General features: G+C 56.6%; 16 protein-coding genes. 3 read left to right on the plus strand and 13 right to left on the minus strand.

The window, feature by feature from the left end:
- Positions 1-6: 6 nt before the first annotated feature.
- The 12 genes from JJB07_RS12235 to JJB07_RS12290 all read right to left on the minus strand — a co-directional run bounded on the left by JJB07_RS12235 (position 7) and on the right by JJB07_RS12290 (position 11,984).
- Complete coding sequence (locus JJB07_RS12235) at positions 7-624, minus strand: nucleotidyltransferase family protein (RefSeq protein ID WP_201635390.1); 618 nt, start codon at positions 622-624, stop codon at positions 7-9.
- Positions 621-1,505, minus strand: a complete 885-nt coding sequence (locus JJB07_RS12240) for an XdhC family protein (protein WP_201635392.1) — start codon at positions 1,503-1,505, stop codon at positions 621-623. Before JJB07_RS12240 ends, JJB07_RS12235 begins: the two co-directional genes overlap by 4 nt.
- A gap of 1 nt (position 1,506) precedes the next feature.
- Positions 1,507-1,980: a (2Fe-2S)-binding protein gene (locus JJB07_RS12245; protein WP_201635394.1), complete on the minus strand. Its 474-nt coding sequence runs from the start codon at positions 1,978-1,980 to the stop codon at positions 1,507-1,509.
- Positions 1,977-2,804, minus strand: coding sequence for an FAD binding domain-containing protein (locus tag JJB07_RS12250; RefSeq protein WP_201635396.1), 828 nt, complete (start codon positions 2,802-2,804; stop codon positions 1,977-1,979). The genes JJB07_RS12245 and JJB07_RS12250 overlap by 4 nt, the downstream gene beginning before the upstream one ends.
- On the minus strand, positions 2,801-5,119 hold the full coding sequence (locus JJB07_RS12255; RefSeq protein ID WP_201635398.1) for a molybdopterin cofactor-binding domain-containing protein: 2,319 nt from the start codon (positions 5,117-5,119) through the stop codon (positions 2,801-2,803). Before JJB07_RS12255 ends, JJB07_RS12250 begins: the two co-directional genes overlap by 4 nt.
- A 126-nt stretch (positions 5,120-5,245) precedes the next feature.
- Entirely contained in the window at positions 5,246-6,676 is a 1,431-nt protein-coding gene (locus JJB07_RS12260; protein ID WP_201635400.1) for a GntT/GntP/DsdX family permease, read from the minus strand.
- Positions 6,677-6,777: 101 nt separating this feature from the next.
- Complete coding sequence (locus JJB07_RS12265) at positions 6,778-7,620, minus strand: SecDF P1 head subdomain-containing protein (protein ID WP_201635402.1); 843 nt, start codon at positions 7,618-7,620, stop codon at positions 6,778-6,780.
- Positions 7,601-8,119, minus strand: a complete 519-nt coding sequence (locus JJB07_RS12270) for an RNA polymerase sigma factor (RefSeq protein ID WP_201635404.1) — start codon at positions 8,117-8,119, stop codon at positions 7,601-7,603. Before JJB07_RS12270 ends, JJB07_RS12265 begins: the two co-directional genes overlap by 20 nt.
- Positions 8,120-8,201: 82 nt before the next feature.
- The gene (locus JJB07_RS12275; protein WP_201635406.1) at positions 8,202-8,732 is read right to left on the minus strand and encodes a GNAT family N-acetyltransferase; all 531 of its coding nucleotides are present in this window, start codon (positions 8,730-8,732) and stop codon (positions 8,202-8,204) included.
- Positions 8,701-10,026: an ATP-binding protein gene (locus JJB07_RS12280; RefSeq protein ID WP_201635408.1), complete on the minus strand. Its 1,326-nt coding sequence runs from the start codon at positions 10,024-10,026 to the stop codon at positions 8,701-8,703. Before JJB07_RS12280 ends, JJB07_RS12275 begins: the two co-directional genes overlap by 32 nt.
- Positions 10,027-10,127: 101 nt before the next feature.
- Positions 10,128-10,604 carry a DUF6884 domain-containing protein gene (locus JJB07_RS12285; protein ID WP_201635410.1) on the minus strand — a complete coding sequence of 159 codons (477 nt, stop codon included), beginning with the start codon at positions 10,602-10,604 and terminating at the stop codon, positions 10,128-10,130.
- 78 nt (positions 10,605-10,682) lie between these two features.
- The gene (locus JJB07_RS12290) at positions 10,683-11,984 is read right to left on the minus strand and encodes a globin-coupled sensor protein (RefSeq protein WP_201635412.1); all 1,302 of its coding nucleotides are present in this window, start codon (positions 11,982-11,984) and stop codon (positions 10,683-10,685) included.
- 153 nt (positions 11,985-12,137) lie between these two features.
- On the opposite strand from JJB07_RS12290, the gene JJB07_RS12295 reads away from it, so the two are divergent.
- From JJB07_RS12295 to JJB07_RS12305, 3 genes are all read left to right on the plus strand, one after another.
- Positions 12,138-13,229, plus strand: coding sequence for a GGDEF domain-containing protein (locus JJB07_RS12295; protein WP_201635414.1), 1,092 nt, complete (start codon positions 12,138-12,140; stop codon positions 13,227-13,229).
- Between the two features lie 192 nt (positions 13,230-13,421).
- Entirely contained in the window at positions 13,422-14,876 is a 1,455-nt protein-coding gene (locus tag JJB07_RS12300; protein WP_201635416.1) for an amidase, read from the plus strand.
- 34 nt (positions 14,877-14,910) lie between these two features.
- On the plus strand, positions 14,911-15,525 hold the full coding sequence (locus JJB07_RS12305) for a Yip1 family protein (RefSeq protein WP_201635418.1): 615 nt from the start codon (positions 14,911-14,913) through the stop codon (positions 15,523-15,525).
- A gap of 40 nt (positions 15,526-15,565) precedes the next feature.
- On the opposite strand, the gene JJB07_RS12310 is transcribed toward JJB07_RS12305, so the two are convergent.
- The gene (locus JJB07_RS12310) at positions 15,566-16,198 is read right to left on the minus strand and encodes a DUF4004 family protein (protein ID WP_201635420.1); all 633 of its coding nucleotides are present in this window, start codon (positions 16,196-16,198) and stop codon (positions 15,566-15,568) included.
- Between the last annotated feature and the right edge of the window lie 16 nt (positions 16,199-16,214).

Consider the following 16,214-nt stretch of genomic DNA (forward strand, 5'->3'; position numbering starts at 1 on the left):
CGCGGATCAGACTCCTTTTTTTCGTTGAAGCAGGGTTTGGTAGTCCTCTTCAGTATCCACGTCTGCGAACAGCAGGGTGTCGGAAAACGGAACGAGGACACCGTCGGCGTGACGACCTCGCAAGATGTTTCGTGCGCCTTGGTCCCCTTGAAGAGACAGCAAATCGGGAAAAAGTGACTTGGAGAGAAGTACCGGCGGGCGGGCGACACCGTCGAGAGAGGCGGCGACGAACGCGGGGGGCGGGTCGGTGGTTTGGAAACGATCAATCAGGGAGTTGATCATCTCCGACGTCACCAAGGGCTGGTCGGCGAGCAAGATCAAAACACCCTCCGCCCCCCGCTCTTGCGCCGCTCGCACACCGCTGATGATCGACCGCGACTGCCCCCGCCAAGAGACTGGACAGTGAAGGAGCGAGAGACGGGTGCCAACCTCAGGCTCTACATCTGTCGGCAACCACTCCGGACGACCTGCCTCCCGCGTCACCGCCAAGACCTCCTCTATCCGCGATTCCATCGCCGCCTCCAAGGCCCAACTCCCGAGAGGTCGCCCTCCTAGTGGTAGTGAAAGTTTGTGACCTTGCAAACGGCTGCTCAAACCGGCGGCGAGATACAGGCAAACGATCATGACCGCGCCCCCCTGCACCTGCGAGCTTGAACCAACTCTGCGACGATGCTCACCGCAATCTCCTCCGGCCCTTCTGCACCGATGGCGAGACCGACGGGGGAATGCACGATCTCCGGCACTTCCACTTCTTGGCCACCAAGCAGTCGTGCCGTCCGTCTGCGTGGACCGAGAACACCGAGATAGCGCAGGTCGTGCGCGAGAAGCCCTCGCAACAGCAAGCGGTCATGTTGATAGTGGTGTGTCATCAACACCACATAATCTCTTGCCGTCAGCTCCACCCGACTGAGCAACAACTCTGCCCGGTCCACAACCAAACTCTCCGCTTTCGGAAACCACTCTTTTTTACAAAATCCCTCCCGCCAGTCTGCCACCGTGACGGAGAATCCCGCCTGTGTCGCCATCGTTGCCACCGGTCGGGCATCCGGACCGGCTCCCAACAACACCAGACGGGGACGAGGCTCATAGCGCTGTACAAACTCGCCCCCGTCATACCGCTTGCAAACTTCCACCTCCTCGCCGCGCTCCAATTTTTCTCGCACGAATTCCAACTCCGCACGCAACCGCCCATCCAACGGCTCCAACAACACCGTCACTTGGCCGTTGCAGCCCGGCCCCTGGCCCCACGACAGATCGTCTTCCGCTCGTAGATCGAACACCACCGTCTGCGCCACTCCGCGACTCCAAACCGACGCCACGCGTTCGGCCACGTCCTGCTCCAAACAGCCCGCACTCAACACCCCGCACGTCGTGCCGTCGGCAAAAAACACCATCACCGCCCCCGCCTTGCGATACGCCGAGCCCTCCACATGCACGATCGTTGCCAGAAGACCCGGTGTCTCGCATTCGGCGACCACCTGCAACAAGCGTGGCACATCTGTCATCTTACGACTCCTCCTCGCGCACCACCGACTTCACCGCTTCGTGAATTTCGTGGTAGGAGGTGCAACGGCACAAGTTGGACTGCAACCATTCCTTGATCGTCGCCTCATCCGCACGAGGATGTTGGTTGATCAACCCTTGCGCGTTGCAGAGAAACCCCGGTGTGCAGAATCCGCACTGAAACGCCCAGTGTTTGACGAAGGCATCTTGCACAGAGGAGCCTCGAAGTCCCTCCACTGTCGTAACCTTGCGCTCATGCACCTCCACCGCCAACGTCAGGCAGGAATTGAGCGGTGTCCCGTCCACCAACACCGTGCAGGAACCGCAGTCCCCGTTTTCACAACCGGATTTCGTCCCCGTCAGCCCCAACTGCTCCCGCAACACGTAGAGCAGCGTATCGGCCGCCCGTACATGGAGGTTGTAGGTTTCTTCGTTCACATGTACGCGCAACCCGTATCGCCCCGTAACCTCCTTCATCGGTACTGTCCTCCTTCCAACTTCATCAACGCTTCACGCAAGGTGTTGTGCAACACAAACACCCGATAGTCAGCCGATCCGAGATAGTCGTTGACCACCGGCCCGGGCAAATGGCGGATCGCTTCGGAGATTCGCGCCTCCAACGAAACTCCCGACTGATTCAACACCGCTTCCATCTCCCAAGATCGAAACGGCGCTTCACACACCCCGCTGAACGCCGCTCGCACCCCTTGCCCGTCGTGAACGAGCGCGAGACGAACGAGTGGGTAATCGACTTCCTCCTGCTTGGTTTTCTTGATCGTCACAGACTGCCAGCGTGTCGCCTGTCGCTCCGTCCAGACTTGCACCAACAGCTCCCCCGGTTCCACCTGCAAGTCGTGCATAGGCACAACCCGATTGCCTTGCCACCCCGCCACCACCGCATAACTGTCTCCCAACAAAAACGGCAACACCGCTTCTCGATATGGAATCGCCGCACAGAGGTTGCCGCCGAGCGTTATTTTGTTGCGCGTCGTGTGGTCCGCCGTATGCCGCAACACCTCACCCAGCAGGGGAAAAACGCCCGACTCCGTCACCCGATTCAACGTCAACGCCGCCCCGAGCACCAACTGATCTCCCGACCACCCCAACGCGTTGCACTCCGGGATGCTCTTGATATCCAAAACTGCGTCTGTAACCAAATGTCCAATCCGTCCAAACGTAATGATTTCCGTACCCCCGGAAAAGTAGATCGGTTGACGCCCCTCCGCTCTCAGAGCATGAAACTTCTCCACCGCTTCTTGAATGCTGTGCGGACGATAGTACTCAAAGTCAAACGGGATCATGAGCCTCCTCCTCTCGCCCGCCAAATCGACTCCGGCGTCAACGGCAGATGAAGCAATTCCACGCCCGCCGCCAGTGACAGGGCATTGGAGAGAGCTCCCGCCATCCCGATCACTCCGTACTCTCCGATCCCGCGTGCTCCATACGGTCCCTCTTCATAGGGCGTCTGCACGAAGTCGACGACAAACTCCGGATTCTCGCCAAAGTGTGTAATTTTATAAAAACGCAGCTGCGGGTTCAGCACCCTCGCTTTTTCGTCATAGAGAAAAGATTCGCGCGTAGCCCAGCTCAAGCCCATCGACATGCCGCCCGTCATCTGGGTCACAGCTGCTTGGTGGTTGATGATCACACCCCCGTCGAGCACCGTGTACGCACGAAGCACTTGGTATCGGCACTCGACCGGATCAAACTCCACCTCCACGCCTTGCGCCGCCACCGCCCATTGCGGGCCCGGTTTTCCGGCACCTGTCTCCGGATCGAGATTCGTCAATTGGACGATGTAGCTGCCCCGTCCGATCACCTGCTTGCCGATCGTCAGCCCGTTTGGAAATTGATAGCCCATCGCAATCTCTTTGAACTCCAAGCCTTGCTTCGGATTCTCCCGAACGAACACACGCCCCTGGGCGAGATCCAACGCTTCGGGCGGCACGTTCAGCACCAGCGAGGCGTTGTATTTCAACTGCCGAATCGCATCGTCTGCCGCATCGATCACCGCACGTCCCGCCAACATCGTGGAGGAGGAAGCGACCGTCTTCCAGTGGGTTGGGTTCGTCTTGGTGTTCACTTCATACGACACATGCACGTGGCTGACATCGATCGTCAAACGCTCGGCCGCAATCTGCGCCAGCCCTGTCTTGGTGCCCTGTCCGATCTCCACCACGCCATTCATGAGGTTCACGCTGCCGTCACTGTTGAAAATCAACACGGCACCCGCTCCGGCGTCGGTCGGCGTCGAAGACGTTTTCCACAAAGTTGCAATTCCTTTCGTCCGTACACGCCCGTTTGGCAACACTTGCATCTGTCCGCTCTCCCAGTCCATCAACTCCCGCAGACGATCAATGCAGGCAGGCAAATTCCCGATGTTGCTGTGATCCAGCTCGACTTGTGTCGGCGTCGTATCCCCCGGTCCGATGGCGTTCAACTCCCGTAAAGCCAACGGGTCCATGCCGAGCTTCTTCGCCAGCAAATCCATCGTCCGCTCGATGGCAAACGTAAGCTCCGGATGAGCAAATCCCCGAAACGACGTCGCATACGTATGGTTGGTGTACACACAAAGCGAGTCCGCCCACAAATTCGGAATGCGATACGGTCCCGTGCAATCCGTTCCGCCCGCCTTCGCCATAACCGCCGCCATGTCGCCATACGCCCCGCCGTCCCACAGATAGGTGATCTGCGCCGCCGTCAAGCGTCCGTCACTCGTCGCTGCCAGTTTCACCTGGGCTTCCAATCCGATGTGGCACGGCGAGGAGATCATGTCTTCCTCCCGTGTGTTCGAAACTTCCACCATCCGCCCGCCGACCGCAAGGGACGCGCAATAGGCGATGAACTCCAACTGCACCGCACCCTTGCCGCCAAACCCGCCGCCGACAAAGGGAACATGCACCACCAAGTGTCCCGGATCGATGTCAAAGTACCGTGCAAAAAACTTTTTTATGATAAACGGAGCTTGTGTAGAGGCATGGATGTGAATCTCACCGTCCGGCATGATCTCCGCTCGGGCGGCTCTTGGTTCCAATGGAATGTGGTCAGACGGACGAAACGAAGTGAAGCCCTCGACCGTCACATCCGCTTCGGCCCATCCACGCTTATAGTCCCCTTTGCGAATCTTGAGATGATGGGCGATGTTCATCCCCTGAACCGGGTAGACGTCCCCGTACCGCTTGTACTCGCCCACTTTCTCATGCACCAACGGTGCTCCCGGCATCAACGCACTGCTCGGCGAGTTCACCACGGGCAACGCCTCATACTCCACATGCACCAATTGTGCCGCTTTCCACGCCGTTTGCTCGCTGTCGGCGATCACGACCGCCACGGGCTCCCCGTGATAGCGCACTTTCTGATACGCGAGCACCGGACGGTCGGCCAGCAAATCTCCCGTCAACACGTGACAGTCCTGCCCCGTCAGCACCGCCCGCACCCCCGGCGTGTTCAATGCTTCCCGCAGATCATAAGAGAGAATTTTCGCATGAGCATGTGGACTTTTCACGATCTTGCCATGCAACAGCCCGACCAGCGGGCGATCCCGTACATACCTCGCCCGCCCTTCCACTTTGTCATACGACTCCTTGCGCGGGACGCTCCGTCCAACCGCACCCACTGCACACCAACCCCTTCCGACAGACTTCTTCTTCAAAAGGTTTGTATGCGGCGCACGTTTCGTCCTATGTGGAAATGAAAAAAAGACCGGCCCCCTCTCCGGGAACCGGTCTTGCTCCTACAACTTTTAGAAGATCGACAGCACGCCTGCCAACAGGAAGACGGTAAGCGTTTTCACCACGGTAATGGCAAAAATGTCCTTGTACGACTGACGGTGGGTCAACCCGGTGATCGCCAACAGCGTGATAACCGCGCCGTTGTGCGGCAGAGTGTCCATACCGCCGGAAGCCATCGAAGCGATCCGATGCAACAGTTCCGGCGAGAGGCCGGTTGCATTGGCGAGGGCGAGATACTGCTTGCCCATGACATCGAGTGCAATCGAGAGACCGCCCGATGCCGAACCGGTGATCCCTGCCAACACGTTCACCGCCAGCGCTTCGGAAAGCAACGGATGGCTGCCACCGCCGAGGATTGCGTCACGAATGCCGCTGAAGCCCGGCAGAGTTTTGATGACGTTGCCAAAACCTACTTCGGATGCAGTGTTGAAGATCGCGAGGAGTGCCCCCGCCGCCGCAGCGGTCAGCCCGCCGGCGAGCTTGCCTTTTACTTCGCGTGCATTGATCAGCAGAGCGACCACAACTCCGGTCGTCAGTGCGCCGATCAGAGCCCAAGACGACACGATGTTTTTCACGTTTTCGATCTTGAACGTCTGTTTCAACATCCCAGCGTCATACCACTTGTCGGCACCCAAACCCGTGCGGGAGAACACATAGTTCAGCACAAGGACGACGACCAGCGGCAACAACGCCAACCAGATGCTCATGTACTTCGGCTGCTCAACAACACCCTTGCTTACTCCTGTGGCAGCCGCTTCGAGTTGAGCTTGAACTACCTCCGGCTCGTTGCGATGCCCGGTGCCGTAGCCCTCTCCGGCAGCCGCCGCTTGTCGACGACGACGTTCCAGCCAGAGCAAGCCGCAGGTGAAGACCAGCAGACCTCCGATGATCCCCACAACCGGTGCGGCATACGCATCGGTGCCAAACACTGCGGTCGGGATGATGTTCTGAATTTGCGGAGTGCCCGGCAGTGCGTCCATCGTGAAAGTGAACGCTCCGAGGGCAATCGTGCCCGGCAACAGGCGTTTCGGGATGTCAGCTTCGCGGAACAGCGCCGCTGCAAACGGATACACGGCAAATGCAACGACGAACAGCGAGACGCCGCCGTAGGTGAGGATGCCGCACGCGAGCACAACGGCAAGGATGGCCCGCTTCGAGCCGATCGCCTTGACGACGTTGTGCGCAATGGAGGCCGCCGCCCCGTTCATCTCCATCACCTTGCCAAAGATTGCTCCCAAGAGAAAGATAGGAAAATAAGATTTCACATAGTTCGCAGCTTGCGTCATAAACGATTCACTGTAGCTTGGCATGAGAGCGAGGCCCGAAAGCCCTGCCGCCAACAGTGCGAAGATCGGGGCGAAGATGATGACCGGATACCCGCGGTAGGCAACGAACATCAGCAACCCCAACGAGACCAGAATAGCTAAGATGTCTAAAAACACGTAATAGTCCCCCTTTCTACCTGAAGCGTATCACACAGAAGTTACAGAAGAGTTGCACAACTAGCGAAAAAGCGGGAGTGCCGCTGCGGCACTCCCGCTTTTTAGTTTCCCGTGGTCGTGACGCTCTGTTCGAGAAGCGGGTAGGGCAGAACGGCGTTGTTGATAAGGGCGGTACTCTTTTTCGCATCCGCCTCGTCTTTGAACCCGTTGATCACCGCTTTTCCGTCTGCAATTGAGGTTTGAATCATCGGATTGGCGACCATGTGATTGTCCAGCCAGATCGAGAGACGATGGCCGATGTTTTTTTCCGTGATCGTTTTGAACAGGGCCGGGTTTTTGAACTCAATCTGCACTTGAGGCAGTTTGGTTTGCGGGTCGATCATCGCAGTCGCATTTGATTGCAAGTCGGTTCCCGTCGCAAGCACCGTACCGTCCTCCGACTTAAACTCCACCTTCGCCGTCTGGGTCAGCAGAGCGCGTAACGCCTCCGCGTCCACCTCTCCCGTTGTTTGCACACGGACATGCGAGGGATCGACGATGGTCACGACGCCGCGCTTCACACCGGTTTGATCCAAGCGATTCTGGAGAGTGGCCACCGTTGCTTGCAAACCTTCTGTCGTGGGCGCTCCTTGTACTTCATACAAGGCATCGAACCCCACTTGGAAGTCGACAGGTTGCCCCGTTGCATGTTTTGGCAAACTCGCCTGATTTCCCACCGGCAGCCAATCGCTCTGTACAGCCCCCACGACCAGAACGGCACAGGCGGCTGCGACCACTCCCGCTGCGGTGAATCGTCGATTGCGCTGCCTCGATTTTTGCTTGGGCACGCGGCGGCGGATGTTCTGCCACATCTCGTGGCGCTCCTCTTGCGACAGGTGGAACGGAGACAGTTCTTGCAGGTCCTCGACGACTTTCGGCTCTTGATCAGACCACCTCATAGACATTCTGTTCACCCTCCTTGTAGTGTCCGCTCAGCGACTTGATCGCCCTGTGGTACGTGACTTTGACTTTGCTTTCCGTCCAGCCGAGGATGTCTGCCGCCTCTTGCACCGAAAACTCCTGCAACCCGCGTAAGGCAACCACGGCCCGATGATCCGCCTTCAAGTGCCGGATGTGCAGGTAGAGTTCTTGGCGCGCTTCGTTCATTTGTGCGATCTCCTCCGGCATCTCGACTCCCTGCGTCGGTTGCTGGCGCAGGAGTTTTTGCAAAAGTCTCTGGCGTTCCGCTTTGCGCACGCGGTCGACGGCGAGATTGTGCGCGATGGCGATCAGCCACGTGCGCAGAGAGGAACTCCCCGTGAAACTCTTCCATCTCCCAAACGCTTTTACGAACGTCTCTTGTGACAAATCCAAAGCGTCCTCTCGATGGCCAAGGAAGCACATGAGATAGCGAAACACAGCCTCCACGTGGTTCGCGTATACGTCTTCCCACTCCTCTTGCATAATGAAGCACCCCGTTTCTCTTCTTCCTGATTTCGCAGATTAGACGACCGAAATTTAAATTGGTTACAAAAAAAAACTGACGTCAGCGCGCGACGTCAGCTTTTCCCAATTCCTTCTCAAAACACACATACGGCTCTGCTCGACGATCCTGGAAGTGAATCTCGCCCTTCCACACATAGCCCAGACGCAAGTACAAGGCCACCGCCGCTTTGTTGCGGGAGTAGGTGTCGAGACGAATCGAGCTGTATCCGTTCTCGAGGCCCCACTGTTCGGCGAATCCCATCAGATCGCGCCCGATGCCTCGTCCCTGCGTGTCGGGATGGACGGCCAAGCGGTGAACGACCAGCCACTTGCCTTGCGCATCGTCCCATTGAATCTGCGAGTACGGCTCATCGATCGATTCGTTGAGCACGACGGCACCGAGCAACTTCTCGTCCTCGTCCACACATACAAACAGGGTGCCCGCTGCGAGGTCTGCTTCCAATACGGTGCGATTCGGATATGTATCGTCCCATTGGTCGTTGCCGCCCGCCTGCATGCGGCGAATCACAGCTCTGTAGATCTCCAAGAGAGCGTCTAGGTCATTCGTCGTGGCTGCTCTCATCTCCGGCATCGTGATTCCTCCTCTTGAAATTGTCCTTCTTGGTGGCGAACGGGACGGTGATCGTCGCTTGCGTGCCACGCCCTTTTTCCGACTCGAATGTCAGTGTGCCCGACATCGCTTCGACGATGCGAAACGTCACCATGAGGCCGAGTCCGGTTCCTTTTTCCTTCGTGGAATAGAACGGTTTGCCGAGACGCTCCACTTGTTCCGCGGTCATCCCTTCGCCGTTGTCGATCACCGTCACTTGCACGCAATCTCCGTTGCGGTGGGCCCGCACTTCGATGCGTCCGCCTTGGCGAATCGCTTCGACGGAGTTTTTGACGAGGTTGATAATCACTTGCTTGAACTTGACCTTGTCCACGAACACGTAGAGCGTATCTTCTACATCGAGAGTCAATTCCACCGCTTGCATCGTAGCGTACGACGTCATGAACGTCACGATGTTCCGCACTTCGACGGCGATGTTCACCCGTTCGAGATGTTCAAGCTCCGGCTTGGCGAAATTCAAGTAATCCGAAATGATGAACTCGGCACGATCGAGCTCCGAGATGGCCGTCCGCATGTAGCGGCGGTTGTCTTCGTCCATCGTCGACTGGGCGAGTTGGATGAAGCCGCGCACAACGGTCAACGGATTGCGCACTTCATGTGCGATCGACGCCGCGAGATCGGAGATGATGTTCAATTTCTCCGACTTGCGAATTTCTTCACGCATCCGGGCGCTTTCCATAAGATTCTCGATCAACAGCACAGAGAAGGTCATCGCAAACATATAAAGACCCGCGTACATCCAATAAAACGCACAGCCTCGTCCAACCAGATACTCCACTTGGCTCTTCGCGTCAAACACATACCAAATCGACGCCATCATAAATAAAAACGTCGTCAACGACAGTCCGAGGGAGCACAAGACTTTCTGACTGCGATTGTAACTAAGATAACGCCTGCGAATCAACATCGTGCAAGTGAAGACGATGAGCAAACACACCACGACCGAATAAAAGGAGATCCCGCCCCCCAGATACAATCGATATCCGAGCAAGAGCAGCGCGGCCACCAACCCGCTGCGCCATCCTCCATAGAGAACCGCAATCAAGAAAGGCACCCAGCGCAAGTCCCACAAGAAATCTTCTCCGAAGGCAATCGGAAATACCATACACAGGTCACAAGCAATCCCGTACAACAGGCCGATCAACCATTGATCCAAATGAGGCTTTTTCGTTGAAACACGTTCCATCTGAAACACCTGATACACGAAAATCGGCGTCAGGATCAGCAACAAGTTCAAAAGCAAATCCTTGGACACAGCAATTCCTCCACGAGAACACATACTCCATTGCCCATTATGACAGGTAAACTCTGGGTTGTCATGACCAATTGTAAATAATTATGCGATTAAGAGCCTGACTATGTGGGGAGCGTGTCCAATTCCCGTCCTTCAAGCACGGAAGCGTTCAACGCTTGCAACATATAACCAATCCCGCGATACCCTTGAAGGGGCAACACGATACGCGGTTGCAAGTGCCAATCTCGGAAGTATCTCTCCACGGCGCGTGCGTATTTCTTGCCACCGAGCACGACAACTTCCTCGACATCACCAAATCCGCGCGCCAACCACTGTTCCCGTAACATCTCCACCGAAATCACCAGAGCGGAGTCTGACGTGAACGAAACATCATAATTCTCTCGCAGCATGTCGTCCGGCAACAACACCCCGTGTTTCGCCGACAAGACCACCCACTGCTCAAAAAAAGTGCCCGCATACGCTTGGCACGCCTTGGCAAACGCACCGATGTACACATCCTCCGCCCGCGTGTCTCCCGCGTCGGGTTGCTTGTCCCAGATCTTTTTCGCCCCACATGGCGTGATGCACAACCGTTTCATCCTCTCCGACTCCCTCTCCGCTAAAAAAGCGGCCCCCACGTGCATGGGCCGCTTTTTCACACTGGCGTACTTTCTGTTTTAGATGGTTGCCGCGATCTCCGCGAGTTCATCCGCCGAGGACGCCACGGTGGAGACCGCCATGTTGATTTCTTCGATCACGTTTGCGAAACTGTGCAATTCAGCGTCGATGGCGTTGGTCTGCCCCTTCAACTCGGTCATGGAGGTGAAGATGTGGTCGAATGAATGGTTCACGACATCGATTTCCCGAACGCTCTGTTCCACCAGTTCCTTCACCGATTGAAGCGAATCGGCCATGTGCAAGATGCCTTGCTTGGTTTCTGCAATCAAGCCGGTGACGCCGGTGACAGACTCTTTGGTCTGCTCCGAGAGTTTGCGCACTTCGTCCGCGACGATCGCAAATCCACGGCCCTGCTCCCCGGCACGCGCCGCTTCGATGGCGGCGTTGAGGGCGAGCAAGTTCGTCTGGTCGGCAATGCCGGCGACGATTTCGACGATCTCTTGGATTTTGTCGGACGCGTTGCGCAGGGTGAGCATCTCGCTCTCGACTTTGCGCATGCGGGATTCCATGTTGTGCATCGTGTTGCGCTGGCGACCCAATTGGGTCTTGCCGGACTGCGTGCCTTCCTCTGTCTGCGTGGCCGTCGCCGCCCCTTGTTGGGCGGAACGGACGATCTCGCTCGATTGAGCGGTGATCTGTTGCAGAGCCGAAGCGGTCTGTTCGGTAATCGCCGCCAGTTCTTCGGACGTTTCGCGGACTTTGCGGCGCAGGGTTTCTTTTTTCTCTTCTTCTGCCATGCGTAGGCGTTGCAATTCGGCTTCGTACGCTTCGAGCACCAACATCTGCTCCAAATTGAGCATCTTGGTGACGGCGAGCAGCAAGCGGCTGTAGTCTTCCTTGGTCGTCGTGTGTTCATAGAGAACGCCTGCGAGCGACAGGAGGAGGTCTTGGAACGCGCACATGTACCATTTCGGTTGGAGGCCGACACGGACGTGGACGTGCGCGATGATCTTGCGCTGTTCAATGAATTTGCGGTCGATGACTCCGGCGAACATCTCGGAGATGTGCCTGCGCAGCGTGCCTTTCAATCGTTCGATGGTGCTGTGGTCGTTGATGATTGCCATCAGAGACGCTTCTTGTCCTAAATTTCTGTAAAACTGGTCGACAATTTCGCCCAAATTCTCCGACACATAGGGTTGCAAATAACGAATCGCTGCCAGATCGTGCAGCGTCAGATTGATCATGTTCAATTGCTTTTCCAAATCGGAGCCTTTCTCAACGGAGATCCGGACGTCCGGCAACAAACGTTCCAATTCAGTTAACACCTGTTGTTGTTGGGTTGCTTTTTTAAATAATGCCATGACCAGAACTCCCCCTCACTAAACATCATACCTGCGTACCCTCCCCCTGTGCAAGACGGTGTCAACAGGAAAAAAGTTGAATTCATTTTCTTGGTTCTGTGAATCTTGCTTTATGATATAGTAGAAGTACTATCGTTTCCCGAAGGTGATCTCATGAACCAAACCCCTTGGAACCGCAAGATCTTGACCGGTTATTGGACGGTTGTATTGTTGTATCTGTTGGCCGGGCTTGCGGGGTTGGTGTTGACCCTCGTGCAGTATGCGTGGTGGGTTGACTACTATCTCTTTCACCAATTGCTGTTGCCCTTGTTGCTCATGTCGGCAGAAGTGGGGGCTTTGGAGCTGGCGTTTCGCAAGCGAAAGGGCAGCATGGAGCCTTGGTTCATCCTCACAGCCACGACGCTTGCAGCGACGATCGTGCTGTTCAACCCGAATTTGCATGGCATGTATGCCCTGTTCGCCCTCTCCACTTTGACATCGCTCATGTACTTTGATCGCAAGTTGACGTTGTTTTCCTGTCTGCTTGGCATTGTCACGTTGCTTTTGTTGCAGTTGGACCCGGCGATTCATGCCTCCATGACTCTCTACGAATTGATCGCGATGATCGCCACGCTAAGCGGTGCCTATCTGCTGGGTCTCGGTGTCATCTCGCGCGGCGAACAGATTTTGAATCAATTGACAAAAGCGATGGAGTCGGAGCGCGACCTGCTCGTCGACAACATCATGTATGATACGATGACCAAGACGGACGCTCTGACCGGACTCTACAATCACAAAACCTTCCATGAATACTTGGACAGCCTGTTGAACGTGGAAGCCGAGCAATTGTCTTTGCAAGTGGCCGTGCTAGACATCGACAATTTTAAAAGCATCAACGACACCTACGGGCACTGGGTGGGCGATCTCGTGCTCAAGCGGATCGCGCTGATGATTCGCGAGTATGTTACGCCCAATGATTTTGTGGCGCGGTATGGCGGCGAGGAATTTGCGTTGATTCTGACAGATGCAGACTCCAAGCAAGCCTTCCGCACGCTCGACTTCATCCGTGAGAAGATCTCGCAAGTTCCACACGATGAGTTGGCCGGACGTTCCGTCACCGTCTCCATCGGGTTCGCCGAACGCGTTCCCGACATGCGCAAAGAAAACCTCTTCAAAATCGCCGATGCGAGGCTTTACGAAGCCAAACGTACCGGCAAAAACAAAGTGGTCGGCACAAGCCCATCCACACAAGAAGTACTTGAATGACAACAAGTCAAGCCGGATGACATCACCTTAGAGTTCGCTCCGACTTCGCTTGCTTGGAGAGCTTCCATTTACTTACTAGGTAGGACCTCATCCCGCTCCGGGGTGAGGTTCTTTTTTCGTCTCTAAATCTAGAAAGTTTTGGAAGTTAGTATTATAATAATATAAAAATTAGATTGAGGAGTGTGAATCTTGATGTCTAAACATGAATTTGCATGGATGTCTGCCGCTGAACTCGCTCATTTGATCCGTACACGCCGCGTTTCGCCTGTGGAAGTGATGCAAGCAACTCTTGCGCGCATCGAAGAGATCAACCCGCAAATCAACGCTTTCGTCACCCTCGTCCCGGAACAAGCACTCTCCAACGCCCGCGCCGCCGAAGACGCCGTGATGCGCGGTCTGCCGCTTGGCGACCTGCACGGCGTCCCCATCGCGATCAAAGACCTCACCCCCACCGCCGGCATTCGCACGACGATGGGCTCAAAGCTGTTCGCAGACAACGTCCCCACCGAAGACGCGATCATCGTCCGGCGTCTGAAAGCGGCGGGCACGATCATCGTCGGCAAAACCAACACGCCGGAATTCGGTCACAAGGGCACGACCGACAATTTGCTGTTCCCCGCCACTCGCAACCCGTGGAACCTCGCCCGCACATCGGGAGGCTCCTCCGGCGGGTCGGCTTCTGCAGTCGCGGCAGGTCTTGTCCCGCTCGCAGAAGGCGGCGACGGTGGCGGTTCTGTGCGAATCCCGGCCGCGTTCTGCGGTCTCTATGGCTTCATCCCGACTTCCGGCCGTCTCCCGTCCGACATCTTGAACCCGTTTGCAGGCACTTCGCCGTTCCTGCGTTTTGGCACGTTGACCCGTTCGGTGGAAGACTCCGCTCTCATGTACCAAGCGATGGTGGGCTACAGCATGAAAGACCCGATCTCGTTTGAAACCCACCCGCACGAAGACGTTCGCCACGGCCTTGAGAACGGCGTCCAAGGTCTGCGCATCGCCTATTCTGCAAACCTCGGTTACAAACCGCTCGACCCGCAAGTCCGTGCTGCTTTCGAAGCCTCCCTGCAAGTCTACCGCGACCTCGGCGCCACAGTGGAGGAAGTCGATCTCGGCCTCGTCGATCCTCTGAAAAACATCGACGAAGCGTGGGCCAAACTCTGGTATTCGATGATCGCCACGATCTTTGCCGGTGCTCCCAAGGAAACACTCGACCTCCTCGACCCGAACGTGGTTCACATGATTGAGCTAGGCAACAACCTCGGCGGTGTTGAACTGACGCTCGCCTCCTACGCGCGTGAGATGATCTTCAACCGCCTCAACGCCATCCACGAGCGCTATGACCTCCTGCTGACCCCGACCACGGCGGTCACCGCGTTCCCGTACGACCTCCCCCAAGGCGGCCCGTCGGATATTGACGGTCAGGCAATCGACCCGTTCCTTGGTTGGGCGCTGACCCCGATGATCAACCAAACCGGTCACCCGGCAGCCTCCATCCCGGTCGGCTTCGACCAAGAAGGCCTCCCCATCGGTCTGCAATTGATCGGACGACGTCTCGGTGAACAAACGATCTACCGTGCAGCCCGCGCATTCGAGCGTGCCCAAGGCGAGACACAACGCCGTCCGCAGCTCGACTCCGCCCTGCACGTGTAAGCAAAATGAGGCTATTGGACAGGCAGGTGCTTTCATGAACATGTCTCCTTGGATTACGATGTGGACTCAACCGCGCGCGACGATGCGGGAACTGCTGGACGGGCCGCGACAAGCCGGCATGGTCGCGTTGCTTGCGATATTTGCCGGGATTCACGATGCTTACAACAATGCCAGTACCCGCAACATGGGAGAAAACCTGAACGGCTGGACGTGGTTGCCGATCCTCATCGGCGGTGCGATCGGCGGCTATTTCATGCTCTACTTCGCAGGTTGGTTGCTGACAATGGTCGGTCGTTGGAACGGCGGTCACGGTACGCAAGAAGACGTGCGACGCGCGTGGGCGTGGTCCACGATTCCGGCCGTCTGGACGATTCCCTTGATGTTCGTGGAGATTGCCCTGTACGGCGACTCGATGTTCACCAAAAACCCGCAGCTCATCTACGACAACCTCTTCACGCTCATCCTCACGATTCTCATCACCATCGTGCAACTGGTCGTCGCCATCTGGGGGATCGTGGTCTGGCTAAAGTGTTTGGGGGAAGCCCACCGCTTCTCGGCCGGGAAAGCATTGGCCACCACGATCTATTCCGGGCTCCTCATCGCCGGCGTCGTCTTGGTCTTCGTCCTCCTCATTGCCCTCGTGTTCTGATAAAAAAAGCTCTCGACCACCTCTGTGGCCGAGAGCTTTTTCACGAGTCCTCGATGGTTTTCAGACGCAAGCTCAAGTCTTGCGAGAGCTCCTCAAGATCGAACTTGTGAAGCAATTCGGTGGCACGGTCGGCCCAGAATCCTGTGCCCGACTCCACCAACCACGCGGACATCTGTCCACCCTTCTGTGTGACGATCAGGTGGTAACTCGTGCCCTTGCCCAGTTCCCGCCAAGCGGCGATGCTGTGCAACAAGTCATCGAGAAACTCCTCCTCGATCGGGCTCACGCGGGAAACGGCGTCGAGCAACAACAGTTCGAAGAAGGAAAACTCCCGCTTCTCCACGATGCGCCGATAACGGCGTACCAACTGCCGACCCGATTCCCACAGGTGTTTGACGTGGCGGGATCGAAACGTCCTTGCTGTCACATCCGGGGAGAGAATGCCCGCCAACTCCTCCAGCGAATACTGATCCTTCAACTCGACGATCAGCCGAATACGCTCCAGGATTTTCTCCCGGTCAAAAAAAGTCTCTTGACCCGTGCTCGCCGATTGCTTGTGAAACCACGACTCCGGGATTAAGTTCTGTCGTTTCCATCTGTACAATTGCCCATATGAGATCCCGGTGAGGGTCAGCAGTTCCTTCTTGGAAATCCAAATGTTGGACTCGCTCATCTTGCTCCACTCACTT

The sequence above is a fragment of the Tumebacillus amylolyticus genome, assembly GCF_016722965.1.
GTDB lineage: Bacteria > Bacillota > Bacilli > Tumebacillales > Tumebacillaceae > Tumebacillus > Tumebacillus amylolyticus.

Bases quoted from the DNA above. Each gene is read 5' to 3' on its own strand.
- JJB07_RS12270 (WP_201635404.1), bottom strand. From the start codon at position 8,119: ATGCAAGAGGAGTGGGAAGACGTATACGCGAACCACGTGGAGGCTGTG.
- JJB07_RS12245 (WP_201635394.1), bottom strand. From the start codon at position 1,980: ATGAAGGAGGTTACGGGGCGATACGGGTTGCGCGTACATGTGAACGAA.
- JJB07_RS12305 (WP_201635418.1), top strand. From the start codon at position 14,911: ATGAACATGTCTCCTTGGATTACGATGTGGACTCAACCGCGCGCGACG.
- JJB07_RS12290 (WP_201635412.1), bottom strand. From the start codon at position 11,984: ATGGCATTATTTAAAAAAGCAACCCAACAACAACAGGTGTTAACTGAA.
- JJB07_RS12285 (WP_201635410.1), bottom strand. From the start codon at position 10,604: ATGAAACGGTTGTGCATCACGCCATGTGGGGCGAAAAAGATCTGGGAC.
- JJB07_RS12310 (WP_201635420.1), bottom strand. From the start codon at position 16,198: ATGAGCGAGTCCAACATTTGGATTTCCAAGAAGGAACTGCTGACCCTC.
- JJB07_RS12240 (WP_201635392.1), bottom strand. From the start codon at position 1,505: ATGACAGATGTGCCACGCTTGTTGCAGGTGGTCGCCGAATGCGAGACA.
- JJB07_RS12275 (WP_201635406.1), bottom strand. From the start codon at position 8,732: ATGCCGGAGATGAGAGCAGCCACGACGAATGACCTAGACGCTCTCTTG.
- JJB07_RS12300 (WP_201635416.1), top strand. From the start codon at position 13,422: ATGTCTAAACATGAATTTGCATGGATGTCTGCCGCTGAACTCGCTCAT.
- JJB07_RS12235 (WP_201635390.1), bottom strand. From the start codon at position 624: ATGATCGTTTGCCTGTATCTCGCCGCCGGTTTGAGCAGCCGTTTGCAA.
- JJB07_RS12295 (WP_201635414.1), top strand. From the start codon at position 12,138: ATGAACCAAACCCCTTGGAACCGCAAGATCTTGACCGGTTATTGGACG.
- JJB07_RS12250 (WP_201635396.1), bottom strand. From the start codon at position 2,804: ATGATCCCGTTTGACTTTGAGTACTATCGTCCGCACAGCATTCAAGAA.
- JJB07_RS12265 (WP_201635402.1), bottom strand. From the start codon at position 7,620: ATGTCTATGAGGTGGTCTGATCAAGAGCCGAAAGTCGTCGAGGACCTG.